Annotated in this window: 23 protein-coding genes and 2 pseudogenes; 14 read left to right on the top strand and 11 right to left on the bottom strand. The window is 71.2% G+C overall.

From position 1 onward, the window contains the following. The first annotated feature begins 15 nt into the window (after positions 1-15). From ACGFIK_RS20170 to ACGFIK_RS20115, 12 genes and pseudogenes are all read left to right on the top strand, one after another. Positions 16-1485 carry an NAD(P)H-hydrate dehydratase gene (locus ACGFIK_RS20170; RefSeq protein ID WP_327024078.1) on the top strand — a complete coding sequence of 490 codons (1470 nt, stop codon included), beginning with the start codon at positions 16-18 and terminating at the stop codon, positions 1483-1485. An 83-nt stretch (positions 1486-1568) separates the two neighbouring features. Then, positions 1569-2687, top strand: coding sequence for an alanine racemase (gene alr / locus ACGFIK_RS20165; RefSeq protein WP_327024079.1), 1119 nt, complete (start codon positions 1569-1571; stop codon positions 2685-2687). Next, positions 2684-3790 carry an alpha/beta hydrolase gene (locus ACGFIK_RS20160; RefSeq protein WP_327024080.1) on the top strand — a complete coding sequence of 369 codons (1107 nt, stop codon included), beginning with the start codon at positions 2684-2686 and terminating at the stop codon, positions 3788-3790. The genes alr and ACGFIK_RS20160 overlap by 4 nt, the downstream gene beginning before the upstream one ends. Then, a complete protein-coding gene (gene tsaE / locus ACGFIK_RS20155; protein WP_327027421.1) occupies positions 3781-4266 on the top strand; it encodes a tRNA (adenosine(37)-N6)-threonylcarbamoyltransferase complex ATPase subunit type 1 TsaE in 486 nt (161 codons plus the stop codon). Before ACGFIK_RS20160 ends, tsaE begins: the two co-directional genes overlap by 10 nt. A gap of 83 nt (positions 4267-4349) precedes the next feature. Next, on the top strand, positions 4350-5051 hold the full coding sequence (gene ung / locus ACGFIK_RS20150; RefSeq protein ID WP_327024081.1) for a uracil-DNA glycosylase: 702 nt from the start codon (positions 4350-4352) through the stop codon (positions 5049-5051). A gap of 158 nt (positions 5052-5209) precedes the next feature. Further along, positions 5210-5560, top strand: coding sequence for a hypothetical protein (locus tag ACGFIK_RS20145; RefSeq protein WP_327024082.1), 351 nt, complete (start codon positions 5210-5212; stop codon positions 5558-5560). A gap of 45 nt (positions 5561-5605) precedes the next feature. After that, positions 5606-5698 (top strand): annotated as a pseudogene (locus ACGFIK_RS20140) (uracil-DNA glycosylase); the annotation flags it as partial. 317 nt (positions 5699-6015) lie between these two features. After that, positions 6016-7179, top strand: a complete 1164-nt coding sequence (locus ACGFIK_RS20135; protein WP_327024083.1) for a glycoside hydrolase family 11 protein — start codon at positions 6016-6018, stop codon at positions 7177-7179. A gap of 151 nt (positions 7180-7330) precedes the next feature. After that, positions 7331-8008: a tRNA (adenosine(37)-N6)-threonylcarbamoyltransferase complex dimerization subunit type 1 TsaB gene (tsaB, locus tag ACGFIK_RS20130; RefSeq protein WP_327024084.1), complete on the top strand. Its 678-nt coding sequence runs from the start codon at positions 7331-7333 to the stop codon at positions 8006-8008. Then, complete coding sequence (gene rimI / locus ACGFIK_RS20125) at positions 8005-8472, top strand: ribosomal protein S18-alanine N-acetyltransferase (RefSeq protein ID WP_327024085.1); 468 nt, start codon at positions 8005-8007, stop codon at positions 8470-8472. Before tsaB ends, rimI begins: the two co-directional genes overlap by 4 nt. Further along, positions 8465-9511, top strand: coding sequence for a tRNA (adenosine(37)-N6)-threonylcarbamoyltransferase complex transferase subunit TsaD (tsaD, locus tag ACGFIK_RS20120; RefSeq protein WP_327024086.1), 1047 nt, complete (start codon positions 8465-8467; stop codon positions 9509-9511). The genes rimI and tsaD overlap by 8 nt, the downstream gene beginning before the upstream one ends. 15 nt (positions 9512-9526) lie before the next feature. Beyond that, complete coding sequence (locus tag ACGFIK_RS20115; RefSeq protein WP_327024087.1) at positions 9527-9781, top strand: hypothetical protein; 255 nt, start codon at positions 9527-9529, stop codon at positions 9779-9781. A gap of 4 nt (positions 9782-9785) precedes the next feature. Here the strand turns inward: ACGFIK_RS20115 and ACGFIK_RS20110 are convergent, their stop codons facing one another. The 10 genes and pseudogenes from ACGFIK_RS20110 to ACGFIK_RS20065 form a co-directional block, all read right to left on the bottom strand. Then, entirely contained in the window at positions 9786-11435 is a 1650-nt protein-coding gene (locus ACGFIK_RS20110; RefSeq protein WP_327024088.1) for a copper resistance protein CopC, read from the bottom strand. A gap of 10 nt (positions 11436-11445) precedes the next feature. Continuing rightward, the gene (locus tag ACGFIK_RS20105) at positions 11446-12183 is read right to left on the bottom strand and encodes a DUF4142 domain-containing protein (protein ID WP_327024089.1); all 738 of its coding nucleotides are present in this window, start codon (positions 12181-12183) and stop codon (positions 11446-11448) included. Between the two features lie 149 nt (positions 12184-12332). Next, the gene (locus ACGFIK_RS20100) at positions 12333-13514 is read right to left on the bottom strand and encodes an ROK family transcriptional regulator (RefSeq protein ID WP_327024090.1); all 1182 of its coding nucleotides are present in this window, start codon (positions 13512-13514) and stop codon (positions 12333-12335) included. Positions 13515-13542: 28 nt separating this feature from the next. After that, entirely contained in the window at positions 13543-14802 is a 1260-nt protein-coding gene (locus tag ACGFIK_RS20095; protein ID WP_327024091.1) for an ABC transporter permease, read from the bottom strand. After that, positions 14799-15617, bottom strand: coding sequence for an ATP-binding cassette domain-containing protein (locus tag ACGFIK_RS20090; protein ID WP_327024092.1), 819 nt, complete (start codon positions 15615-15617; stop codon positions 14799-14801). The genes ACGFIK_RS20095 and ACGFIK_RS20090 overlap by 4 nt, the downstream gene beginning before the upstream one ends. A 99-nt stretch (positions 15618-15716) precedes the next feature. Next, positions 15717-16814, bottom strand: a complete 1098-nt coding sequence (locus tag ACGFIK_RS20085; RefSeq protein WP_327024093.1) for a substrate-binding domain-containing protein — start codon at positions 16812-16814, stop codon at positions 15717-15719. 467 nt (positions 16815-17281) lie between these two features. After that, positions 17282-17761 (bottom strand): Cys-tRNA(Pro) deacylase, encoded by a 480-nt coding sequence (ybaK, locus tag ACGFIK_RS20080; RefSeq protein WP_327024094.1) that lies wholly within the window; start codon positions 17759-17761, stop codon positions 17282-17284. 143 nt (positions 17762-17904) lie between these two features. Next, a pseudogene (locus ACGFIK_RS20075) lies at positions 17905-19161 on the bottom strand (methyltransferase domain-containing protein); the annotation flags it as partial. A 156-nt stretch (positions 19162-19317) separates the two neighbouring features. Beyond that, positions 19318-19521, bottom strand: coding sequence for a DUF397 domain-containing protein (locus ACGFIK_RS20070; RefSeq protein WP_393340609.1), 204 nt, complete (start codon positions 19519-19521; stop codon positions 19318-19320). Then, on the bottom strand, positions 19512-20312 hold the full coding sequence (locus ACGFIK_RS20065) for a helix-turn-helix transcriptional regulator (RefSeq protein WP_327024097.1): 801 nt from the start codon (positions 20310-20312) through the stop codon (positions 19512-19514). The genes ACGFIK_RS20070 and ACGFIK_RS20065 overlap by 10 nt, the downstream gene beginning before the upstream one ends. A 357-nt stretch (positions 20313-20669) precedes the next feature. Here ACGFIK_RS20065 and groES point away from each other — a divergent pair, with 357 nt between their 5' ends. Beyond that, positions 20670-20984 (top strand): co-chaperone GroES, encoded by a 315-nt coding sequence (gene groES, locus ACGFIK_RS20060; RefSeq protein WP_193386273.1) that lies wholly within the window; start codon positions 20670-20672, stop codon positions 20982-20984. Between the two features lie 70 nt (positions 20985-21054). Further along, entirely contained in the window at positions 21055-22698 is a 1644-nt protein-coding gene (gene groL / locus ACGFIK_RS20055) for a chaperonin GroEL (RefSeq protein WP_327024098.1), read from the top strand. A 224-nt stretch (positions 22699-22922) separates the two neighbouring features. Here the strand turns inward: groL and ACGFIK_RS20050 are convergent, their stop codons facing one another. Continuing rightward, positions 22923-23306, bottom strand: a complete 384-nt coding sequence (locus tag ACGFIK_RS20050) for a WhiB family transcriptional regulator (protein ID WP_327024099.1) — start codon at positions 23304-23306, stop codon at positions 22923-22925. Positions 23307-23497: the final 191 nt, after the last annotated feature.

Raw genomic sequence — 23497 nt, 5'->3', positions numbered from 1 at the left:
GGTAGGGTGAGCCGGGTGAGATCGGTCTGGCGGGTGGCGGAGGTACGGGCGGCCGAGGCGGCACTGATGGCCGAACTCCCACCGGGCACCCTCATGCAGCGTGCCGCCGCCGGACTGGCGCGCCGGTGCGCGCTGCTGCTCGCCGAGCGGGGCGGGGTGTACGCCGCCCCCGTGCTGCTGCTGGTCGGCTCCGGGGACAACGGTGGCGACACGCTGTACGCCGGTGCCCGTCTGGCCCGGCGGGGAGCGGCCGTGTCGGCGCTGCTGCTGACCCCGGATCGGGTCCACGCCGAAGGGCTGGCCGCGTTGCGGGCCGCCGGTGGACGGGTCGTGCCGGACCCGCCGCCCGTGCTCGACCTGGTGCTGGACGGCATCGTCGGCATCGGCGGGCAGGGCGGGTTGCGGGAGCCGGCCGCCCGGGTGGTGGCGAGTCTGCCGGGACACCGGGGGCGGGACGGGGCCCGGCCGACCGTGCTGGCGGTGGACGTGCCCAGCGGGGTGGTGGTGGACACCGGAGACGTGCCCCTCACCTCCTCCGGCCGACCCGACGCGGTCTGCGCCGACGTCACGGTCGCCTTCGGCGCGCTGAAGCCGGCCCTGGCGGTCGGCCCGGCCGCCGCCCTGGCCGGGCAGGTGGAGCTGGTCGACATCGGGCTCGAACCCTGGCTGCGCGGCAGCCCCGCCCTTGAGGTGGTGGAGTGGTCGGATGTGGCGCAGTGGTGGCCCCGGCTGGACGCCGCCTCGGAGAAGTACACCCGGGGGGTGGTGGGGGTGGCCACCGGGTCGGCCACCTATCCGGGTGCCGCCACCCTCTCGGTCGGTGGCGCCCTGGCCGGGCCCACCGGCCTGGTCCGCTACGCCGGTGGGGCCCGCGAGGAGGTGGTCCGCCAGCACCCCTCCGTGATCGCCACCGGTCGGGTGGCCGACGCCGGCCGGGTGCAGGCCTGGGTGTGCGGGTCGGGGTTGGGCACGGACGAGCGGGCGGTCACCGAACTGCGGACCGTGCTGGCCGCCCCGGTGCCGGTGGTGCTGGACGCGGACGCGTTGACCCTGCTGGTCGACGGCTCCCTGGCCGAGGCGTTGCGGCGGCGGGACGCCCCGATCGTGGTCACCCCGCACGACCGGGAGTTCACCCGGCTCTGCGGTGAGCAGCCCGGCGGGGACCGGGTGGCCGCCACCCTCCGGCTGGCCGCCTGGATGAACGCCGTGGTGCTGCTCAAGGGGAACCGCACGGTGATCGGCACCCCGGACGGCCGGGCGTACGTCAATCCGAGCGGCACCCCCGCGCTGGCCACCGGCGGGACCGGGGATGTGCTGGCCGGGCTGCTCGGTTCCCTGCTGGCGGCCGGGCTGCCGGCGGAGCGGGCCGCCGCCGCGGCGGCGTACGTGCACGGCCTGGCCGGTCGGGAGGCGGCCCGCGGCGGCCCGGTAACCGCCCCTGAGGTGGCCACCGCGCTCCGGGCCGTGCTCGCCCGGCTGCCCTGACCTGCCCGGGGCCGACCCGCCCGCACCCGCCGGACCTGTCCGGTGCGCAGCGCGCTGATCAGGGTGGAAAGTAGGGTGGGGGCATGTGGCAGGCCGAGGTGCGCGTGGATCTGGACGCGATCCGGGAGAACGTGAGTCGGCTGCGTGCCGGCACCAGCGCCGAACTGATGGCGGTGGTGAAGGCCGACGGCTACGGCCACGGGATGCTTCCGGTTGCGCACGCCGCCCTCGAAGCGGGGGCCTCCTGGCTCGGGGTCTGCACCCTGGACGAGGCGCTGGCCCTGCGCGCGGCCGGCATCGAGGCCCCGGTCCTGGCCTGGCTGCTGGTGCCGGGTTTACCCCTGCACACCGGCATAGCGGCCGAGGTGGATCTGGGGGTGGCGAGTCTGCCGCAACTGGAGGAGATGACTGAGGCGAGTCGACAGGCGCAACGGCCCGCCCGGGTGCACCTGAAGATCGACACCGGGTTGTCCCGGGGTGGGGCGATCCTCGACGACTGGCCGGCCCTGCTGGACGCCGCCGCCAAGGCCCAGGCCGACGGTCTGGTCGAGGTGGTCGGGGTGTGGAGCCACTTCGTGTACGCGGACTCACCCGGTCATCCGACCACGGACCGGCAGTTGGCGGTCTTCCACGAGGGGCTGGCCATGGTCGAGCGGGCCGGACTGCGTCCCCGCTACCGCCACCTGGCCAACTCGGCGGCCACCCTGACCCGGCCGGACACCCACTTCGACCTGGTCCGCCCGGGGCTGGCGGTGTACGGGCTCTCCCCGGTGGCCGGGGAGAGCCACGGGCTGCGTCCGGCGATGACCGCCCGGGCCCGGGTGATGCTGACCAAGCGGGTCCCGGCCGGCACCGGGGTCTCCTACGGCCACACGTACACCACCGGCAGCGACGCGAACCTGGCGGTGGTGCCCCTGGGGTACGCCGACGGGGTGCCCCGGCACGCCTCCAACACCGGCCCGGTGCAGCTCGGTGGACGCCGCCGGACCATCTCCGGGCGGGTCTGCATGGACCAGTTCGTCCTGGACTGCGGCGACGACCCGGTGGCCGCCGGTGACGTGGCCACCCTCTTCGGCAGCGGTGCCGAGGGGGAACCCACCGCGGACGACTGGGCCGAGGCGGTCGGCACCATCAACTACGAGATCGTCACCCGCTTCGGCAGCACCCGGGTTCCCCGGGTCTACGACGGGGTGACCACATGAGCAACCGTTTCCACATCCCCAGGCCACGCACGGCGGCGGGCCGGGCCGCAGGTCTGGTGGGTGCGGCCCTCGGGGTGGCCGCCGCGGCGACCGCGGTCGGGGTCGCCACCGAGCGGGCCCTGGTCCGTCGACTGAAGGCCGACCCCGCCGACCGGTACGCCGACGAGGTCTTCGGCCGGCAGCGGTACGACGAGGCGTACCGGCTGGAGATGCCGGACGGTACGGACATCCATGTCGAGGTGGTCGAGCCGACCCGCCCGGTCGAGGGCAACCCGACCGTGGTGCTGGTGCACGGTTTCTGCCTGGACATGGGCACCTTCCATTTCCAACGCAAGCTGCTCGCCGAGCGGGGCGAGCACCGCATCGTCGCGTACGACCAGCCCGGTCACGGCCGTTCGGGTCGGCTGGAGAGCGGGGAGTACGACCTGGACGCCCTCGGCCACACCCTGCGCCGGGTCATCGACGAGGTGGCGGCCGAGGGGCCGCTGGTGCTGGTCGGCCACTCGATGGGCGGGATGACCATCATGGCGCTGGCCGAGCTGTATCCGGAGATGTTCGGCGACCGGGTGGTGGGCACCGTGCTGATGGCCACCTCGGGCGGGTTACTGGCGGAGACGAAGCTGGTGGCCCCGGCCCTGCTGGGACGGGTGAGCAGCCCGGTGCTGTACATGGCCGGCAATGTCACCCGGTATGGCGGGTCGGTGATCGACCGGGCCCGCCGGTCGACCACGAATGTGGCCTGGCTGCTGACCCGCAAGTACGGCTTCGGTACGGACAACCCCAGTCCGGCGCTGGTGTCGTACGTGGAGCAGATGAACTCGCGTACCTCAGCGGACACGGTGACCCGCTACCTGCGGACGATCGCCACCCACTCGCGGTTTCCGGCGCTGGCGGCGCTGGAGGGTACTCCGGTGCTGGTGATCGTCGGGGACAAGGACATGATCACACCCGTGAATCATTCCGAGGAGATCGTCCGGCGGCTGCCGCACGCCGAGTTCGTCAAGATCCACGACAGTGGGCATGTGGTGATGCTGGAGCACGCCGACGAGGTGAACGAGGCCCTGCTGGGGTTCCTCGGCAACTACGGGCCGGGATCCGCGTGACCCGGTTCGTCCTGCCGACGGCCGCCGACACCCACGCCTTCGGTCGGCGGCTGGCCGGGTTGCTGCGTACCGGCGATCTGGTGCTGCTCTCCGGTCCGTTGGGTGCCGGCAAGACCGCCCTGACCCAGGGGATCGGGGCCGGCCTGGGGGTGCTCGGTGACATCACCTCGCCGACCTTCGTGATCGCCCGGGTGCACCGGCCCGATCCGGAGGCGGGGCGGGGGGTGGCCCTGGTGCACGCCGACGCGTACCGGCTCGGCGACGCTACCGATCCCCGGGCCGAGATCGACGACCTGGACCTGGACGCCTCCGTCGACGAGTCGGTGACCGTGGTCGAGTGGGGGGAGGGGCTGGTCGAGCAGTTGACCGACGCGCACCTGTGGGTCCGGCTGGACCGGCGCGACGACGACACCCGGGTAGCGGAACTGGTGCCGGTCGGTGGCGACTGGGCGCGGCGGCTGACCGCCCTGGACTGACTCTCGGCCCGGCCACCGGCAGCGCCGTCGTACCGTGCGCCTACAGTGCCGGGGACCGACCTAGCCGCGCGGAAAGGCCGCCGATGCCCGACGATCTCACCCCCCTGGACCTGCCCGCACTGCTGCCGGAGGCCTGGCGGGAGGTGCTGACCCCGCACCTCGACCCGGCCCGCACGGCCGCGCTGGGCGAGTTCGTCGCCAAGGAGTACGCCACCGGCACGGTCTTCCCGCCGGTGGAGGACCTGTTCTCCGCCTACCGGCTGTGCGCCCCGGCGGACTGCCGGGTGCTGATCCTGGGCCAGGACCCCTACCACCGGGTGGGTCAGGCGCACGGGCTGAGCTTCAGCGTGCGTGAGGGGGTGTCCGTGCCGCCGTCGCTGCGCAACGTCTTCAAGGAGTTGGGCGAGGACCTGGGGGTGCCCAAGCCGCGCAGCGGCAACCTGGACGGCTGGGCCGCGCAGGGCGTGCTGCTGCTCAATTCGGTGTTGACGGTGCGGCAGGGTGCCCCGGGCTCGCACGCGAACCGGGGTTGGGAGGAGTTCACCGACGCCACCATCCATGCCCTCGACGCGCTGGAGTCCCGGGTGGTCTTCCTGCTCTGGGGCGGTTACGCGCGTAAGAAGGCGGCGCTGGTCAGCAACCCGCAGCACGTGGTGCTGGAGGCGGGGCATCCGAGCCCGATGAACCCGCGTGGCTTCCTCGGCAGCCGGCCGTTCAGCGCCGCCAACAAGGCGCTCGCCGACGCCGGCCTGCCCACCATCGTCTGGGAGCGTACGGCCGGCTAGGCGTGCAGTCCGGCTGCACGTTCGTTCCTCCCGATGTCGGCAGTGTTCTTGACGTGTTGACAGTCCGTGCTCGGACAGTCGACCATGCAACTAGTTGGTGATGATCGATCAATGTGACTCGTCACCGACCTGCCACCACCCGCATCAAGGAGGACTGCATGCGCCCGTCGAAGCCTGTCCGGACCGTCCTGCTCGCCACCATCAGTGCCGCCGCGATCGCGGTGACCGGAGCCCCCGCGGCTGCGGCCGAATCCCGCAGCTGCACCTACGTCGACGGCACCCTGTGCCTGCACGAGTCCAAGTGGTTCAACGGCGCCACGGTCGAGTACCCGGCACCCTTCGGCACCGACTGCGTGAACAGCTCGATGGGCTTCCTGGGCTGGCTGAACCTCACCGACTACTCGCTGCGGGTGTACGAGGGCGCCAACTGCACCGGGATCAGCTACTACGTGCCGAGCGGTGACCTGCACAACGTGCAGGCTCCGCTGAGCAGCTTCAAGGTCGTCTGACCTCGGCGCGCCCACGACCGACGGCGCCGTGTTCCGTGCGAACACGGCGCCGTCGGCAGTCGGCCGTTCAGCGCCGCCACCAAGGCGCTCGCCGATGCCGGCCTGCCCACAATCGACTGGGAGCGGTCGGCCGGCTGAGCCGTGTGCTCCTGCCTCCAGACTGCCCGCACCTAGCAGGTGGCGGCATCCGCCTGGTAGTTCCGGAAGTGCCGGTCGGACGACATTTCTTGACTGGCGTCGATATTTGGATAACGATATCGAAGACATAGATGCTGGCTAACTTGCTCAGTCTGGAGGTCAGTGGCGACGGCAAGTAGCAGTGGAGCACCCACACAACCGACAGTCCGGAAATTCTTACCGCCAAGGCGCAGCATCGACGCGCGGTGACCGTCCCTGGAGCACACGCACCCCGTCGATTACGCCACGCCGCCTCTCGCAAGGAGAAGCACGCCACCATGAACGAAGTCCCCACTCACCGTAAGAGCCGCCGACGCGGCCGCATCAGGATGCTGGCTGCCGCCGCATTCGCCGCAGTGTTGGCCACCACCGGCACCATCGCGATCTCGGCCAGCCCCGCCCACGCCGAGGCCGACCGGCAGGTCTGCTCGAACACGGAAGGCACCCACAACGGGTTCTTCTTCTCGTTCTGGAAGGACAGCGGCGACGCCTGCATGGTGTTGCGTGAGAACGGCCGCTACTCCAGCTCGTGGAACAGGAGCACCAACAACTGGGTCGGCGGCAAGGGCTGGAACCCCGGAACCCGCCGCACGATCACCTACTCGGGCAACTACAACCCGGGCAACAACAACACCTACCTCGCCCTGTACGGCTGGACCCGCAACCCGCTGGTCGAGTACTACATCGTCGAGAACTTCGGCAGCTACAACCCGAGCAGCGGCGCCACCCGGCTCGGCAGCATCACCACCGACGGCGGCACGTACGACATCCTCCGCAGCCAGCGGGTCAACGCCCCGTCGATCGACGGCACCCAGACGTTCTACCAGTACTGGAGCGTCCGGCAGCAGAAGCGCAGCAGTGGCACCATCACCACCGCCAACCACTTCGACGCCTGGGCCCGCGTCGGCCTGAACCTGGGCAACCACTACTACCAGATCATGGCCACCGAGGGTTACCAGAGCCAGGGAAGCTCCGACATCACCCTGTCGGAAGGCGGTAACTCCGACCCCGGCAACCCGGGCAACCCGGGCAACCCGACCACCCCGCCGCCCAGTGGCGGCAGCGGCCAGATGATCGTCGGTCAGCAGTCCGGCCGGTGCCTGGACGTGCCGAACTCGAGCACCAGCAACGGCACCCAGATCCAGTTGTATGACTGCTGGGGTGGCGCGAACCAGCGGTTCACCCACACCTCGAGCCGGCAGCTGACGGTGAACGGCAAGTGCCTGGACGCCGCGAATCAGGGCACCAGCAACGGTACGCGGGTGACCATCTACGACTGCCACGGCGGCGCGAACCAGCAGTGGAACATCAACTCCAACGGCACGATCACCGGAGTGCAGTCAGGGCTGTGCCTCGACGCCGGTGGCAGCGGTAACGGGGCGCTTCTCCAGCTGTACAGCTGCTGGGGTGGAGCCAACCAGCAGTGGAGCCGCCGCAACTGATCCGTCGCAACTGATCCGTCGCCCCCGGGGCCAGGCGCTGACGCGCCTGGCCCCGTACCTCCTTGGTGCGGTGCGTGCGAGCGCTACGACCCGACGGCGATGGCGGGCGGGCGTCCAAGGGCCGGAGACGATGCGGCTAGGCTGGGTCATTGTGCTCGTACTGGTGGTGGACAGCTCGACCCCGGCGGTGACGGCGGCGCTGGTAGAGGTCACCGCCGACGGCGTCACGACCCGGGCGCACCGGTGCACGGTCGATGCCCGGGCGCACGGCGAACTGCTGGCCCCACAGGTGGACGGGGTGCTCGCCGACCTCGGTGCCCGCCCGGCCGACCTGGGTGCGATCGTCGCCGGGCTCGGCCCCGGCCCGTTCACCGGGCTGCGGGTGGGGCTGGTCACCGCAGCCACCATGGCCCAGGTGCTCGACATCCCGGCGTACGGAGTCTGCTCCCTGGACGCCATCGGTCACCCGGCGGCGGCCGGGGAACCGGTGCTGGCGGCGAGCGACGCGCGCCGCCGGGAGATCTACTGGGCGATCTACGACGGGGCCGGTCAACGGCTGGTCGGGCCGGAGGTCTCCGCGCCCGGGGTCGCCGCCCAACGGGCCCGCGACCTGGCTGTGACGGTCGCGGTCGGCGACGGCGCGCACCGCTACGCCGACCAGCTCGGGCTGCCCCTGCGGGCCGAGCCGCGCTACCCGGAGGCGAACGCCCTGGCCACCCTGGCCGCCGAGCGGATCCGGGCCGGGGCCCCCGGGGACCCGTTGACCCCGCTGTACCTGCGTCGGCCGGACGCCGTGGCGGCGACCGCCCGCAAGTCGGTCCTGCCGTGACCGAGGTACGGCTGGACCGGTTCCGCTGGTGGCACATCGAGCAGGTACTCCCCATCGAGGCGGACCTCTTCGGCGCCGAACAGTGGTCCGCCGCGATGTTCTGGAACGAACTGGCCAACGGGCACCACTACCGGGTCGCCACGGACGAGCAGGGTGGGGTGCTCGGCTACGCCGGGCTGGCCGTGGCCCCGCCGGACGAGGCCTGGGTGCAGAACATCGCGGTACGCCGGGAGGCCCAGCGGCGGGGGATCGGGCGACTGCTGCTGGAGGAGTTGCTGGCCGAGGCGGGACGACGCGGCCTGCGGTCCGTGCTCCTGGAGGTCGCCGCGGACAACGCGCCGGCCCAGCGGCTCTACGCCACCTACGGCTTCGAACCGATCGGGGTACGCCGTGGCTACTACCAACCGAGCAACACGGACGCACTGGTGATGCAGCGGATCGAGGAGGCGAGACCCCATGGCTGATGAACCGTTGATCCTCGGCATCGAGACCTCGTGCGACGAGACCGGGGTCGGCATCGTACGCGGACACACCCTGCTGGCGGACGCCCTGGCCTCCAGCGTCGACCAGCACGCCCGCTTCGGTGGGGTGGTGCCGGAGGTGGCCAGCCGGGCCCACCTGGAGGCCATCGTGCCGACCATGCAGCGGGCCCTGACCTCCGCGGGGGTGACCCTGGCCGACATCGACGCGATCGCGGTGACCTCCGGCCCCGGCCTGGCCGGTGCCCTGCTGGTCGGGGTGGCCGCCGCCAAGGGTTACGCGGTGGCCGCCGAGAAGCCGGTGTACGGGGTCAACCACCTGGCCGCCCACGTGGCCGTGGACACCCTGGAGCACGGTCCGCTGCCCGAACCGGCGGTGGCGCTGCTGGTCTCCGGGGGGCACTCCTCCCTGCTGATGGTCGACGACCTGGCCCGGGGGGTGACCCCCCTGGGTGCCACCATCGACGACGCGGCCGGTGAGGCCTTCGACAAGATCGCCCGACTGCTCGGGCTGCCCTTCCCCGGTGGTCCGTACATCGACCGGGAGGCCCGCTCGGGTGACCCGGCGGCCATCGCCTTTCCGCGCGGGCTGACCGCCGCCAAGGATCTGGCCAACCATCGCTACGACTTCTCCTTCTCCGGGCTGAAGACCGCGGTGGCCCGCTGGGTGGAGGCCCGACAGCGAGCCGGTGAAGCCGTTCCGGTCGCCGATGTCGCCGCCTCCTTCCAGGAGGCGGTCTGTGACGTGCTGGTGGCCAAGGCGTTGGACGCCTGCCGCAGCAACGGCATCGAGACCCTGGTGATCGGTGGGGGAGTGGCGGCCAACTCGCGGCTGCGGGCGATGGCCGAGCAGCGTGCGGCCCGCCACGGCATCCGGGTACGGGTGCCCCGACCGGGGTTGTGCACCGACAATGGCGCGATGGTGGCCGCGCTCGGCTCCCACCTGGTCGCCGCCGGGGTCGCGCCGAGCCGACTGGATCTGCCGGCGGATTCGGCGATGCCGCTGACCACGGTCAGCGTCTAGAGGGAGGACGGCTACGTGATCGTACGGATGTGGGAGGTGCGGGCCGAGCCGTACGCGTTCGCCGATCTGATCACCTGGGTCTGCGACACGGCCCTGCCCGAGTTCGAGCACGATCCCCTGCACGTCTCCAGCGAGGTCTTCTCCTCCACGGATCACCGGGTGGTGGTGATCTCCAAGTGGCGGAGCAACCCTCGACCGATGCCCGAGCCCCCGGTGATGCTGCTGGCCCGGCCACCGCACTCCTGGGACTTCACCCAGGTCGACCGCTGAGCACTCAGCGGATGGTCACCGTGGTGGTGGCGGTGGAGCGGTCGATCTCGCTGGTCCGGGCGGCGATGCGCAGGGTCCAGTCCCCGGGCACCGGGAAGTGGATCTCGGCGCTGCCGTGGTGTGGTTCCAGCGCGAAGACCTCCACGGTGATCGGCTCGATGCCGGCCTCCGGCAGAGCGGCCGTGATCGTCCACTCGGCCACCGGCAACTCCCGCGCCTGCGGCGTGTAGACGTAGGCGTGCAGGCTGTTCGTGGTGCCGGCGGCGGCCGGGTAGATGTCGAACTGGAGGGTGAACAGGTTGGTGGTCACCGACTGGGCGACCCCCTCCCGGGTGACCCCGGCGGCGGCCGTACCGGCCGTGCGGCCCGGTGGGGTCTGCACCAGCAGGGCGGTCACGGCCAGGATCACCGCAGTCACCCCGAGTTCCACTCCGGCCGCCCGGGCTACCCGCCCGGGTTGGGCTGCGGCGGCCCGGCGGCGGATCAGTCGTCGCTGCCCGGCGGCCACCGCCAGCACCACGGCCAGCAGCCCGGCCTTGGCACCGAGCAGCCGCCCGTAGGTGCTGTCCAGCAGCGCCGAGGGCCGGCCCAGTTCGATCGCGGCCTGGACCAGCCCGGCGGTGAGGAACCAGGCCACCGCCAGGGTGGCCCACCGGGACCAGGCCGGCAGGATCCGGGCCAGGACCCGCTCGTGGGTGCCCGGCAGCAGGAACACCGTCAGGGTCAGCAGACCGCCCAGCCACACGGCGATCCCGATGAGGTGCACCGTGGTCAGCACGATGCTCACCGGCGGCACCGGTGCGGCCACCGGATGCCCGGCCAACGGCCAGGTGGCCAGGGCGGCCACCCCCACCACCGCCAGGGCACCCGGGCTACCCCGCCCCGCGGTGCCCCGGGTGACCGGCGGCAGCAGGGCCGCGGCCAGGCAGACCAACCCCAGGCGTACGGTCAGCACCAGCCCGATGTCGCTGTCCGCTACCGCCCGCAGGTCCGCCACGGACAGCCGTCCGACCGGTGCGCCGACCACCTGGGCGGCCTGCCCTACCCAGGTGCCCAGGGTGGCGACGGCAACCAGACCCAGCCCCACCAGGGCCGTGATCGTGGCGCGGCGGCGGGACCGTAGGGGCGGCCACATCGTCGCCGCCAGCAGGGGTGGGCCGACGGCCAGCAGCAGCCCCAGGTAGCCGAGGTACTTGGCCACCGGCACCAGGACCCCGGCCGGTGACCCGACCTCCTCCGGCAGGGGCGGGGTGGCCGAGGGGGCCCCGGCGGCGAAGGTGAAGCTGCCGGAGATCGGGTGGCTGTCCGCCGAGACCACCCGGTAGCTGACCAGGTAGGTGCCGAGCGGCCGGTCGGCCGCCCGCAGGGCGATCCGCATGGTGCGGTCGCGGACCTCCGGGTCACCTACGTTGATCCGCTTGCCGTCCGGGGCCAGCACCTGCACCCGGCCGGGCACCACGGCCACCGGTTCACTGAAGGTGACCAGCACCTCGCGTGGGGCGTAGCCGAGCACCTCGTCACGCTGCGGGGTGGTGGCGACCACGACGGCGTGCGCCGCCGCCGGACCGGCCGCCCCCAGGACCGCGCCCAGGGTGGCGCAGAAGGTGGCCAGGGCCAGCCCGAACAGGACCCCGGCCCGGGTACGGGTGGGCATCTGGTGGGAGTCAGTTACGGCGCAGCAGGCGGTAGCTGAGGAAGCCGCCGGTGCCGATCGCACCCAGGAAGATCACCCAGATCACGGTGTTGCTGATGCCGACCTGCGGACCGGTGTTGGCCGCGGCGGCGGCGATCAGCCCGTCGTTGCCGGGGGCGGGCAGGGCGGCCGGGGGCAGTTCGGCGTACCGGACCAGACCGGTGCTCTCCAGCATCAGCATGTGGTCGCCGACGAACTTGTTCGTGGCGTTGGCCAGGTCCCGGATGACCTCGTTGCGGGTACTGGCCCGGACCGCGCCGACCACCGGGAAGATCTTGCCGTGGGCGACCCGGAGGCGGGTGACGAAGATCTGGTCGAAGCGGGCCCCGGTGGCGTCCTTCATCTCCGTCAGCCACTGCTGCTGTTCGGCGGTCGGCTGGTTGGGGATGGTGGCGCCGAGCTTGTTCGCGGCCTCCACGGTCAGCCGGTCCAGTTCCTCGTGCTGACGGGCGATCTCCGCACCGATCTCCCGGACCACCCGGGACTGGCCCTTCTCGGCGGCCATCTGCCCGGCCGGCATCTCCCAGAGCCCGGCCAGCCGTACGCCGTCCAGCAGGGCCTGGTCGGCGGCGGCGAGTTGCTGACCGGCGGGCGCGGCCAAGGCCGCCCCGGGCAGCACGACGAGGGCCGCGGCGATCGTGGTGAGCAGCAGCGCCAACCGGGGGGACCGATTGCCCTGCCGGTGACGAGCGGAATCCAGCGATGCCATGTCTGCGGTGCCTCCTCGGTCGAGAACCGATCATCTGCCCGACGAGCGTCCGCACGCCGTTGGTCGCCCGTCCGCACACTGGTACGGATCGACCGGCCGATCAGTTCATCGTTCCCGGATCCACCTCATGGCGCTGCCGGCGTACCTGGTCAGCCGACGTCCAGGGGGTCGGCCAGCAGCCGGTCGAAGGCCAGTTCGGCGGCGCCGATCAGCGGGGCGTCCGCGCCGAGCAGGGGAGTGCGCAGGCGTACGTGCTCCAGGCAGGCGGGCAGCCCGTTGGAGTTCAGTCGACTGCGTACCTGAGCGGCGGCGGCCAGGTACAGGTCCCGCATGGTGCCACCGAAGATGACCATCTCCGGGTTGAAGATGTTGACCAGGTTGGCCACCCCGAAGCCGAGCCAGTCGCCGGCCTGGCGTACCGCCGTCTGGGCCCGGGCGTCGCCCCGGTCGGCGGCGTCGAAGACCGCCAGCAGGGCCTCCCGGCCCCGGGCGTCCGAGCGCCCGGCGGCCCGCAGCAGGCCGTGCTCACCGATCTCGGTCTCCCAGCAGCCCCGGTTGCCGCACTCGCAGCGGGCCCCGTCCCGGACCACCACCATGTGTCCGACCTCGCCGCCGTACCCGCCGTGCCCGGTCAGCCGCCTCCCCCCGGCGATGATTCCGGCCCCGACCCCCACGTCGCCGTAGAGGAAGATGACGTTGTCGCAGCCGGCCGCCGTGCCCCGGGCGTGCTCGGCGAAGGCGGCCACCTCGGCCACGTTGCCGACCGTCACCGGCACCTCCGCGCCGAGTTCGGCGCTGACCGCCGCCCCGATCGGCTCGTCCACCCACCCGGTGGCCGGCCCGAGCCGGACCAGGCCGTCGTGGCGACGCACCATGCCGCAGACCGCGATGCCGGCCCCGACGCAGACGGCGTCGGCCGGCAGGGCCTGCCGCATCTCCTTGACCGCCCCGGCCAGCAGGGGGGCGGCCTCTGCGGCGGTGAGACCCCGGGGCCGGTCCAGCTCCCGGCGGTCGAGCATCGCCCCGCCGAGGCCGACCCGGGCGGCCCGCAGCCGGTCCACCTCGATGCTGTACGCGTACGCGAAGATCCGTTCCGACTCGGGCCGGACGACAAGTGAGGGTCGTCCGGCCCGGCCGGTCTCCTTCGGCGCCCCCTCGGTCACCAGGCCGGCGGCGGCCAGGTCGGCGGTGAGCGCACCGATGGTGCTGCGGTTCAGTCCGAGCGCGTTGGTCAACTCGGCGCGGGTGGTCGCGCCGTGCAGATGCACGTAGCGCAGTAGCGCGCCGAGATTCTGCCGGCGGATCTCGTCCTGGCTGGGTCCTACGCGCATCTAATGGTTACTACTTTCGGTGGTGCGTTCAGCGGTTTCCGGTGGCCGAGGCTCGTCGTCGGGACAGCGCGTCGACACTGGCCGCGAGCAACAGCACCACGCCGGTGACCACGTACTTGACGCCGGAGCTGTAGCCCATCAGACCCATCCCATTGTCGATCACGGCCACGACGGCGCCACCGAGAACCGCGTCCAATACGCGGCCTTTGCCCCCGAACAAGCTTGTGCCGCCGATCACCGCCGCGCCCACGGCGTAGAGCAGCACGTTGCTGCCGCCGGTGTTCGGGTCCACGGAGTTGGCCCGGCTGGCCGCCACGATGCCACCGACCGCGGCCATGGTCGAGCAGATCATGAAGGCCGAGATGCGGATGCGGTCCACGTTGATGCCGGCCCGCCGGGCCGCCTCCCGGTTGCCGCCGACCGCGTAGATGTGCCGGCCGTAGCTGGTGCGCTGGAGCACGAAGGTCAGGACCACCAGCAGTACGGCGACGATCGGCACCACGATCGGCACCCCCTTGAGGGAGGTGATCAGCACGTTGAGGCTGCGCTCCAGGTTGAGCACGTAGACGGCGAAGCCCAGGACCAGGGCCAGGGCGGCGATGCGACCCAGCACCACCGGGAGCGGATCGTTGATCAGGTTCCGGGCGGCGCGACTGCGATAGCGGAGCAGTTGCACCACGGCGAATCCGGCTATCGCGATCGCGGCGAGGGTCCAGCCGAGCGCGACCGGCATGTTGCGGTTGACGATCGCCACCACCACCGGCTCGCGGACGGAGATGTTGCGGCCCTCCTTCATCAGCAGCAGCACCACCCCCTGGAAGGCGAGGAAGCCGGCGAGGGTGACCACGAAGGAGGGGATGCCCACCTTGGCGACCAGGAAGCCCAGGGTGGTGCCGATGACCATGCCGGTGAGCAGGGCGGCGAGCACCGCGACGTACCACGGGTAGCCCAGGACGGTGATCAGGTTGGCCAGCACGGCCGCGCAGACCCCGCTGGCGAAGCCGGCCGACAGGTCGATCTCGCCGAGCAGCAGGACGAAGACCAGACCCATCGCGATCAGGGTGACCGCCGCGCCCTGGGTGAACAGGTTGGCGAAGTTGCCGGCGGTGAGGAACGACGGCCGCATGATCGAGAAGATCGTGCAGAGGACGAGCAGACCGGCGACCGCAGGCAGGGCGCCGATGTCTCCGCCGCGTACCCGCTGCCAGTAGTCGCGGAGGTGGCTGCCGATGGTGGGTGCCGGTGCGACGGCGGCGGGGCCCACCTTCGTGACGGCGGTGATGCTCATGAGACGCCTCCAGTGGTGCTGTCGGCCGGCGCCGCGCCGTTGCCGTTGACGCCCGGGTCGGCGGCGAGTCCCAGCTCGCCGGAGCGGCCGGCGGTGATCAGCTCGACCACCTGGGCGTGGGTGATGTCGGTGGTCCTCACCTGGGCGACCATCTGGCCGAGGTAGAGCGCGGCGATGCGGTCGGAGACGGCGAAGACGTCGTTCATGTTGTGCGAGATGAGGACGACGGCCAGGCCGTTGTCGGCCAGCCGGCGAACGAGTTCGAGGACCTGGGCGGTCTGCGCGACGCCGAGGGCGGCGGTCGGCTCGTCCAGGATCACCAGCTTGCTGTTCCAGAGCACCGCCTTGGCGATCGCCACGGTCTGGCGCTGACCACCGGAGAGGCTGGAGACGTGCTGGCGCAGGGACTTGACGGTGCGTACGGAGAGCCCGGCCAGGGTCTCCGCGGCCATCTGCTCCATCGTCGGCTCGTCCAGCACGATGCCGTTGCGCTTCTCCCGCCCGAGGAACATGTTCTGCACGATGTCGAGGTTGTCGCAGAGCGCCAGATCCTGATAGACGACCTCGATGCCGAGCGCGGCGGCGTCCCGCGGACTGTTGATGGTCACCGGTTGACCGTCGAAGACGAACTCGCCGGCATCGGTGGAGTAGATGCCGCTGATGCACTTGACCAGGGTCGACTTGCCGGCACCGTTGTCACCGACGAGGGCGGTGACCTCGCCCGGGTAGGCGGCGAAGGCGACGTCACGCAGCACCTGGACGGGACCGAAGCTCTTGTCGATCCCGCGTAGCTCCAGCAGTGGGGTCGCGGACACGGGGTTCTCCTTATTCCACGGAGGCGATCGGGGCCCGTCCAGCGACGCCGCCCGGTACGGGATTGCCGTACCGGGCGGCGTCGCTTCGGCGGGGACGGGTCAGCTGATGCCCGCGTCGGTGCAGAGCTTGGCGTAGTCGCCGGTGCAGATCTGTTCCTTGGTCACGTAGCCGTCGGCGATGACGTCCTTGACGTTCTCCTTGTAGATCGCCGCCGGGGTGAGCAGGACGGCGGGCACGTCACGGTTGCCCTCCGGGTCCCGGACCGTCTGGCCGGTCTCCTTGCGCTCGCCCTTGGCCAGCGCGATGGCCAGCTCGGCGGCGGCGTCCGCCTCCTTCTTGACCGCCTTGTAGACCGTCATGCACTGGTCACCGGCGAGGATGTTCTGCAACGCCTGCGGGTCGGCGTCCTGCCCGGTGACCGGGACCTTGCCGTTGAGGTTGTTCTTCTTCAGCACGGAGATGGCGGCGTTGCCGAGGCCGTCGTTCGCGGAGAGGACCCCGTCGATCTTGCCGCCGGTCTTGGTGAGCTGCTGCTCGAAGATGGTCGCGGCCTGGGTGTTGTCCCAGTCCGGCACGGAGTCGTCGGCGGCCTTGGTGTACTCGCCGGAGTCGAACTTCGGCTTGAGGACCGAGTCGTAGCCCTCCTTGAACAGGGTGGCGTTGTTGTCGGTCGGCGAGCCGTTGAGGTAGGCGATCGCCGGCTTCTCGACCTTCGCGTCGGTGAGGCACTTGACCAGGCCCTCGCCCTGCAGCTTGCCGACCGCCACGTTGTCGAAGCTGACGTAGTACTCCGCCGAGCCGCCGAGGGTCAGGCGGTCGTAGTCGATGGTGGCGACACCCTGCGACTTGGCCTTGTCCAGGACGGCCTTACCGGTGCCGGAGTCCAGGTTGACGATCATCAGCACGGTGACGCCGTTGGTGATCATCTGGTCGGCGATGGTCTGGAAGGCGTTCTTGTCGCCCTGGGCGTTCTGGATGTCCGACTGGACACCGGCCGCGTCGAACGCCTCCTTGAGGAACTTGCGGTCCGCGCTCTCCCAGCGGACCGAGGAGCTGCTGTCCGGCAGGATCACGCCGATCTTCGGGGTCTTGCCGGAGCCGCCACCGGCCTGGTCGCCGGAGTCGTCGCCGCAGGCCGTCAGGCTGCCGAGGGCGAGCACGCCCACGGCGCCGACGGCGAGGAAGCCCTTGCGCATCTGCAGGGTCCTTTCGAGAGTGGGAAGGGTGTCGGTGTGTTGATGACGTTCTTTTGTTGTGCCCGGCAACGTATTGCGCCCCGCGCGTCGACACAAGGGCGCGGCGGGGGCTAGTTTGTTGTCGGCAGTAACAATTCGGCAACGTCGAAGACACCTCCCTGCCGCGCCGGTGTCCGGGGTGATCACTCCGGCGGTGCCCGGGTGATCGACACCGTTTCGGCGAAGTGGGGGTAACCGACCGGCAGGGATACCGCCGTTGCGGCGTAACGGCGGCGAGCCTCGGCCGATGGCGAGCCTCGGCCGATGGCGAGCCTCGGCCGATGGCGAGCCTCGGCCGATGGCGAGCCTCAGCCCGGTGGCGGGCTGACTCAGCGGGCCCCAGCTAGCGCCGGGCCTCGGGCGGTGGCGGGCTCGGCCTGGTGGCGGGCTCGGCTAGGTGAAAGGCTTCGGCCGGTGGGGGGTGGGCCTCAGGCGGTGGCGAGGGCGGCGGTGTGGGCGCTGGTGAGGGCGACCAGATCGGTCGGGGCCAGCTCCACCTGAAGACCGCGTCGACCAGCCGAGACGTACACCGTGTCGTGCTCCAGGGCGGAGGCGTCGAGCACCGTGGGTAGCCGCTTCCGTTGCCCCAGCGGGCTGATGCCGCCACGTACGTACCCGGTGGCGCGTTCGGCCGCCCCGCGATCGGCGAGGGTGGCCCGCTTGCCGCCGACTGCCGCGGCCAGGGCCTTGAGGTCCAGCTCCCCGGTGACCGGCACGATCGCCACGGTCAGCGCGCCGTCCACCTCGGTCACCAGGGTCTTGAAGACCCGGCCGGGTGCCACCCCGAGGGCGGCGGCGACCAGGGCACCGTAGTTCGGCGACTCCGCCGGGACCTCGTACGGATGGGTGCGATGGGCGATGCCGCGCTTGGCCAGCAACACCGTCGCCGGCGTACCCCGTCCCGTCATGTGCGCCAACCTAACCCCGACCCGCAGTCCGGGATCTCCCGGGTGGCCCTGCCAGCCTCGACCCGGTGGTCAGGCTTCCCGGTCGCCCTTGCCCAGCCCGGAACCTGGCCGGTCTGGCCCCTGCCCGAGCGGAGGACTCAGGGGACCGGCTGGCAGACCAGCACGGTCGGGGCGCCGGCCACCCGGGTCAGTACCAGGCTGGCCGGTTGGTCGCCGGTCAGGCGCAGGTCGTGCCGGAGGCGTTCCGGGTCCAGGGCGGAGCCGCGCTTGAGGATCTCCACCCGGCCGACCCGGCGCTCCCGCAGCAGGGCCCGCAGGCGCTTGAGCGAGAACGGCAGCATCTCGGTCACCTCCAGACACCGGGCGTACGGCGTAGGGGTCGGCGTGTCGGCGTAGAGGTAGGCGATGCTCGGGTCGGCCAGGGTGGCATCCAGTTCGGCGGCCAGTTCGGCGATCAGGTGGGCGCGTACCACCGCCGGGTCGGGGTCGTACACGAACCGGCCCACCGCCCCGACCGGCGCCTCCTCCCGACCGGACCCGACAAGTTCGTGCACCATGCTCCCCTCGACCTGGGGAGCGCCGTCGGTCTGGTGATAAGAAGGGGCCCTTTTAGTACCGGAGGCGTTAAGAAGGGGCCCTTCCTTCACGACGGTGGCGCGGCGGGGGGATTGGGCCAGCGGGCCGCACCAGAGGGCGGCTTCGACCAGGTCGCCGCCGACACTCACCCACTCGGCCTCGGCACCGGCGGGGATGAGGGCATGATCGAGACCGGGGGCCACCTTCACCACCGTGTACGGCACCCGTTCGGCGAGCCCGGTGACGAAGTCCCAGGGCGGCGAGTACGCCTTGGGGTCGAAGATCCGGCGTCCGGTACCGGCTCGACGGCGGGCCGGATCGCAGAACACCCCCGCGACCCGGGTCACCTCGAAGGCGGTAGCGTCGCCGCACTCGACCGTGAACAGCTCGGCCAGCCCGGTGGCCTGCGCGTTCGCCTCGGCCAGGGCGGCGGTCAGCGGGTCGGCCTCCACCCCGTACACCCGGATGCCGGCACGGGCGGCGGCGAGGGCGTCGGCTCCCAGCCCGCAGCCCAGGTCGGCGAGGCTGGTCACCCCGGCCTCGCGCAACCGGTGCGCGCGGCGTTGCGCGACCACCCCCCGGGTGGCCTGCTCCAGGCCGGGCCGGGTGAAGAACATGCCGCCGGCCGCCGCACCGAACTTGCCCGCTGCCCGGCGGCGCAGTTCCGCCTGGGTCAGGGCTGCCGCCGCCAGCCCAGCCGGAATCCCGGCCGAGCGCAGCGCCGCCGCCGCAGCCAGGGGATCGCCCCCGGCCACCTCGGTCGCCGCCGCGAGGGCGGCCGACCCCTCGGGGGTACGCAGGGCGGCAAGCTGCTCCAGATCCACCCGCCCATTGTCCCGACCCACCGATCGCCCCCACCCAACCGGCCCGGCCCGGCTCGGCTTGATCAACTCCGTTTCGCCGCGATGGCGGTATCCGGGTGCGAGGGATACCGCCATTTCGGCGTAACGGAGTCGATCACACTCCCGGGACGGGGCCGATCACTTCCTGGGCGGCCGGGTGGGGTGGTGGGAGGTGATGAAGGCGCGCCAACTGGTGGGGGTGAAGGCGAGCACCGGGCCGGTCGGGTCCTTGCTGTCGCGTACGGCGACCAGGTCGGGCAGGTTGTCGGCGACCTCGACACAGGCACCGCCGTTGCTGTTGCTGCGGGAGGATTTGCGCCAAGCGGCACGGCTCAGGTCCATGACTTCGCCACTTCCTCGATCAGGCGGGCGGACTGCCGGTGCGGCAGCGCCTCACCGGCCACAGTCTCCCAACCCCGTCCGAGGCTGGCAAGGTCGTTCGGGCTGTCCACGGTGTTTCCCCGGAGTTGGTCGTCCAGATGCGCCACCTCGGTGCCGTCGGCGAGCCGGGCGAGCACGAAGGGGCCGTTCAATCCGATGTACCAGGGAGTCGCGGCCGGAATGATCCGCACCTGGACAAATGGCCGGTCGGCAAGGGTGCGCAGGTGCTCACATTGCTCGACCATCGTCGCCCGGTCGCCGACCTGTCGGCGCAGCGCCAGCTCGTCCAGGATCGCGACGAACTGCGGCGGCTCGTCGCGAGCGAGCACCTCCTGTCGGGCCATCCGGGCCAGCACCCGCTTCTCGACCTGCTCGTCGGTCAGCGGCGGCCCGGCCCGCAGCATCGCTCGGGCGTACGCCTCGGTCTGGAGCAGGCCCGGCACCACGGCCGGGTCGTACCAGCGCAGCGAGACCGCCTCCCGTTCGATCTCACCCCACGGCCGGAACCAGTCCGGCTCGGCGTGCAGGCGGATCAACTCCAGCATCCCGACGAAGAGGCCACCGGTCTCCAGCACCTTGTCGAACCGGGCCAGGTAGTCCGCGCTGAGCTGGTTCTGCCCGGTCTCGATCGCGCTGATCGAGGAGGGCGCGTAATTGATCAACTTGCTCAGGTCCTCCTGGCTGAGCCCGCGTGTCTTGCGGGCCCGGCGCAACTGGTCCCGGAGAAACCCCAGGGTCGGTACGTCGGCCATGCCGTCTCCCTCCGTGATGTGGTCGTGCCGCACCGTAGGGAATCGGATGGTCGGACGGAAGACAGGACGGGCATGTTGCGGTAACCCCTGGCGAAGGAGTGGAGAACAGGTGGCGGGGGTGGCGAAAAGATGGCGACACGAGGGGTGGTCGCTGGCACTCTCCTTGACGGAGTGCTAGCCGAGGCATAACCTGCGATTAGCACTCTCACCCTGAGGGTGCCAACACTCGGGCCTGGTGTCCGGGTGTTGAACGCCAGGCGGACCGGCACCCGCGACGACGGCCCCGCCCGGTGGCATGTGGCAGATTGACGCTGGTCGGCATGCCGACCGGTAACGAAACCAGTACCCCAGGAGGGTATGCCCGTGACTACCGCGACCAAGGTTGCGATCAAGCCGCTCGAGGACCGGATCCTGGTCCAGGCGAACGAGGCTGAGACCACCACTGCGTCGGGCATCGTGATTCCCGACACCGCCAAGGAGAAGCCGCAGGAGGGCACCGTCCTCGCTGTCGGCCCGGGTCGTTTCGACGACGACGGCGACCGGATCCCGATGGACGTCAAGGTCGGCGACACCGTCCTCTACTCGAAGTACGGCGGCACCGAGGTCAAGTACGCCGGCGAGGAGTACCTGGTGCTCTCCGCCCGCGACGTCCTCGCGATCATCGAGAAGTAAGCAACCGATCAGTGTCGTTGCCCCGGACCGGCTCGCCGGGCCGGGGCAACGTCGCTTCGAAGGGACATACATGGCGAAGATCCTGAGCTTCTCGGATGACGCCCGGCACCAGCTGGAGCACGGTGTCAACGCGCTCGCCAACGCGGTGAAGGTCACCCTCGGGCCGCGCGGGCGCAACGTCGTCCTGGACAAGAAATTCGGTGCGCCGACGATCACCAACGATGGTGTGACCATCGCCAAGGAGATCGAGCTCACCAACCCCTACGAGAACCTCGGTGCGCAGCTGGTCAAGGAGGTGGCGACCAAGACCAACGACGTCGCCGGCGACGGGACCACCACCGCCACCGTGCTGGCCCAGGCGATGGTCCGTGAGGGCCTGCGCAACGTGACCGCGGGTGCCAACCCGGCCGGTCTCAAGCGGGGCATCGACGCCGCCGCGGCCAAGGTCTCCGAGGCCCTGCTCGGCAAGGCCGTGGAGGTCTCCGACAAGAAGTCCGTCGCCCACGTCGCGACGATCTCGGCCCAGGACGCCACCATCGGCGAGCTGATCGCCGAGGCGATGGAGAGGGTCGGCCGGGACGGTGTGATCACCGTCGAGGAGGGCTCCGCCCTGCACACCGAGCTGGAGGTCACCGAGGGACTCCAGTTCGACAAGGGCTTCATCTCGCCGAACTTCGTCACCGACGCGGAGGCGCAGGAGTCCGTCCTGGAGGACGCGTACATCCTGATCACCACGCAGAAGATCTCGGCGATCGAGGAGCTGCTGCCGCTGCTGGAGAAGGTCCTCCAGAACAACAAGCCGCTGCTGATCATCGCCGAGGACGTCGAGGGTCAGGCGCTGTCCACCCTGGTGGTCAACTCGATCCGCAAGACCCTCAAGGTCTGCGCGGTCAAGGCCCCCGGCTTCGGTGACCGCCGCAAGGCGATGCTCCAGGACATGGCGATCCTCACCGGCGCCGAGCTGGTCGCCCCCGAGCTGGGCTACAAGCTCGACCAGGTCGGCCTGGAGGTGCTCGGCACCGCCCGGCGCATCGTGGTCGACAAGGAGAACACCACCGTCGTCGACGGTGGCGGGCAGGCCAGCGAGGTCGCCGACCGGGTCGCCCAGATCCGCAAGGAGATCGAGGCTTCGGACTCCGACTGGGACCGGGAGAAGCTGGCCGAGCGGCTGGCCAAGCTCTCCGGCGGCATCGCCGTGGTCAAGGTCGGCGCGGCCACCGAGGTCGAGATGAAGGAGCGCAAGCACCGCATCGAGGACGCCATCGCCGCGACCAAGGCCGCGGTCGAGGAGGGTACGGTGCCCGGTGGTGGCGCCGCCCTGGCCCAGATCCTGCCGGTGCTCGACGACGACCTCGGCTTCACCGGTGACGAGAAGGTCGGCGTGTCGATCGTGCGCAAGGCGCTGGTCGAGCCGCTGCGCTGGATCGCGCAGAACGCCGGGCACGACGGGTACGTCGTGGTGCAGAAGGTCACCGAGGGCAAGTGGGGCCACGGCCTCGACGCCGCCATCGGCGACTACGTGGACCTGACCGCCTCCGGCATCATCGACCCGGTCAAGGTGACCCGCAACGCGGTCACCAACGCCGCCTCGATCGCCGGCCTGCTGCTGACCACGGAGAGCCTCGTGGTCGAGAAGCCCAAGGAGCCGGAGGCCGCCGCCGCGGGTCACGGCCATGGGCACGGCCACAGCCACCAGCACGGTCCGGGCTTCTGAGCCGTCCACGAAACGGTACGGCGGGTGCGCCGCTCCCCCGGAGCACCCGCCGTACCGCGTGACGCCCGTACTGCGGGGGCCTTCGCCTTCCGCGACGCCCGTACCGAGCGGGTGATCTCATCGAACCCCGCCCAGACCAGTTCGGGCGCGGGGAGATCCATGGTGCTGCAAACACGCTGCCGCGCCCCTGGACAGGGGCGCGGCAGCGGTGGCTATGGGGTGGATCAGGCGACGTTGCGTTGGGTGGGGAGGGTGGACCGGTGGCTGCTGCCCAGCCGGGCCTCCAGCCGGGCCACGTCCACCCGGGTCTGTCGGCGGTCGGCGAGATCCTCCCAGCCGACCGCGAGCAGCCGCAGCCGCTCGGATTCGCTGAAGCCGCCCCACACCCCGTACGGCTCCCGCACGGTCAGGGCGTGCGCGGCGCACTCGGCCCGTACCGGGCAGGCGCGGCAGACGGCCTTGGCGCCCGACTCCCGGCGCAGCCGCGACGAGCCCCGCTCGCCGTCGGGGTGGAAGAACTGCGCACTGTCCCGGCCACGGCAGGCGCCCAGCCGTTGCCAGTCCCACAGGTCGACGATGGGTCCGGGAAGTCTACGTACGTTCGACATCAGCACCCCTCCTCTCGCGCGGCACCGCGAGATGCTTGTTGGCCGGCTTGTCCGGGTGGCGGGCCGCGCAGGGCACCGTTCCCGGCCTTGAGCCCCCGGTACCCCCACCGTCCTCGGCTCACACGTCCTGTGATCAAAAAGCTTCGGCGACTTGGGGCAAATGACCTATCTGTCGGAAAAGTTGGGAGGAT

Origin of the sequence: Micromonospora sp. NPDC048871 (assembly GCF_043198155.1) — a bacterium.
Lineage (GTDB): Bacteria > Actinomycetota > Actinomycetes > Mycobacteriales > Micromonosporaceae > Micromonospora.
This window is presented reverse-complemented; position numbering and strand designations above follow the sequence as displayed.

Excerpts from the sequence above, each read along its gene's own strand:
- alr (WP_327024079.1), top strand. The coding sequence starts at position 1,569 with ATGTGGCAGGCCGAGGTGCGCGTGGATCTGGACGCGATCCGGGAGAAC.
- ACGFIK_RS20160 (WP_327024080.1), top strand. The coding sequence starts at position 2,684 with ATGAGCAACCGTTTCCACATCCCCAGGCCACGCACGGCGGCGGGCCGG.
- ung (WP_327024081.1), top strand. The coding sequence starts at position 4,350 with ATGCCCGACGATCTCACCCCCCTGGACCTGCCCGCACTGCTGCCGGAG.
- ACGFIK_RS20145 (WP_327024082.1), top strand. The coding sequence starts at position 5,210 with ATGCGCCCGTCGAAGCCTGTCCGGACCGTCCTGCTCGCCACCATCAGT.
- ACGFIK_RS20135 (WP_327024083.1), top strand. The coding sequence starts at position 6,016 with ATGAACGAAGTCCCCACTCACCGTAAGAGCCGCCGACGCGGCCGCATC.
- tsaD (WP_327024086.1), top strand. The coding sequence starts at position 8,465 with ATGGCTGATGAACCGTTGATCCTCGGCATCGAGACCTCGTGCGACGAG.
- ACGFIK_RS20110 (WP_327024088.1), bottom strand. The coding sequence starts at position 11,435 with ATGCCCACCCGTACCCGGGCCGGGGTCCTGTTCGGGCTGGCCCTGGCC.
- ACGFIK_RS20105 (WP_327024089.1), bottom strand. The coding sequence starts at position 12,183 with ATGGCATCGCTGGATTCCGCTCGTCACCGGCAGGGCAATCGGTCCCCC.
- ACGFIK_RS20100 (WP_327024090.1), bottom strand. The coding sequence starts at position 13,514 with ATGCGCGTAGGACCCAGCCAGGACGAGATCCGCCGGCAGAATCTCGGC.
- ACGFIK_RS20095 (WP_327024091.1), bottom strand. The coding sequence starts at position 14,802 with ATGAGCATCACCGCCGTCACGAAGGTGGGCCCCGCCGCCGTCGCACCG.
- ACGFIK_RS20085 (WP_327024093.1), bottom strand. The coding sequence starts at position 16,814 with ATGCGCAAGGGCTTCCTCGCCGTCGGCGCCGTGGGCGTGCTCGCCCTC.
- ybaK (WP_327024094.1), bottom strand. The coding sequence starts at position 17,761 with ATGACGGGACGGGGTACGCCGGCGACGGTGTTGCTGGCCAAGCGCGGC.
- ACGFIK_RS20070 (WP_393340609.1), bottom strand. The coding sequence starts at position 19,521 with ATGGACCTGAGCCGTGCCGCTTGGCGCAAATCCTCCCGCAGCAACAGC.
- ACGFIK_RS20065 (WP_327024097.1), bottom strand. The coding sequence starts at position 20,312 with ATGGCCGACGTACCGACCCTGGGGTTTCTCCGGGACCAGTTGCGCCGG.
- groES (WP_193386273.1), top strand. The coding sequence starts at position 20,670 with ATGCCCGTGACTACCGCGACCAAGGTTGCGATCAAGCCGCTCGAGGAC.
- groL (WP_327024098.1), top strand. The coding sequence starts at position 21,055 with ATGGCGAAGATCCTGAGCTTCTCGGATGACGCCCGGCACCAGCTGGAG.
- ACGFIK_RS20050 (WP_327024099.1), bottom strand. The coding sequence starts at position 23,306 with ATGTCGAACGTACGTAGACTTCCCGGACCCATCGTCGACCTGTGGGAC.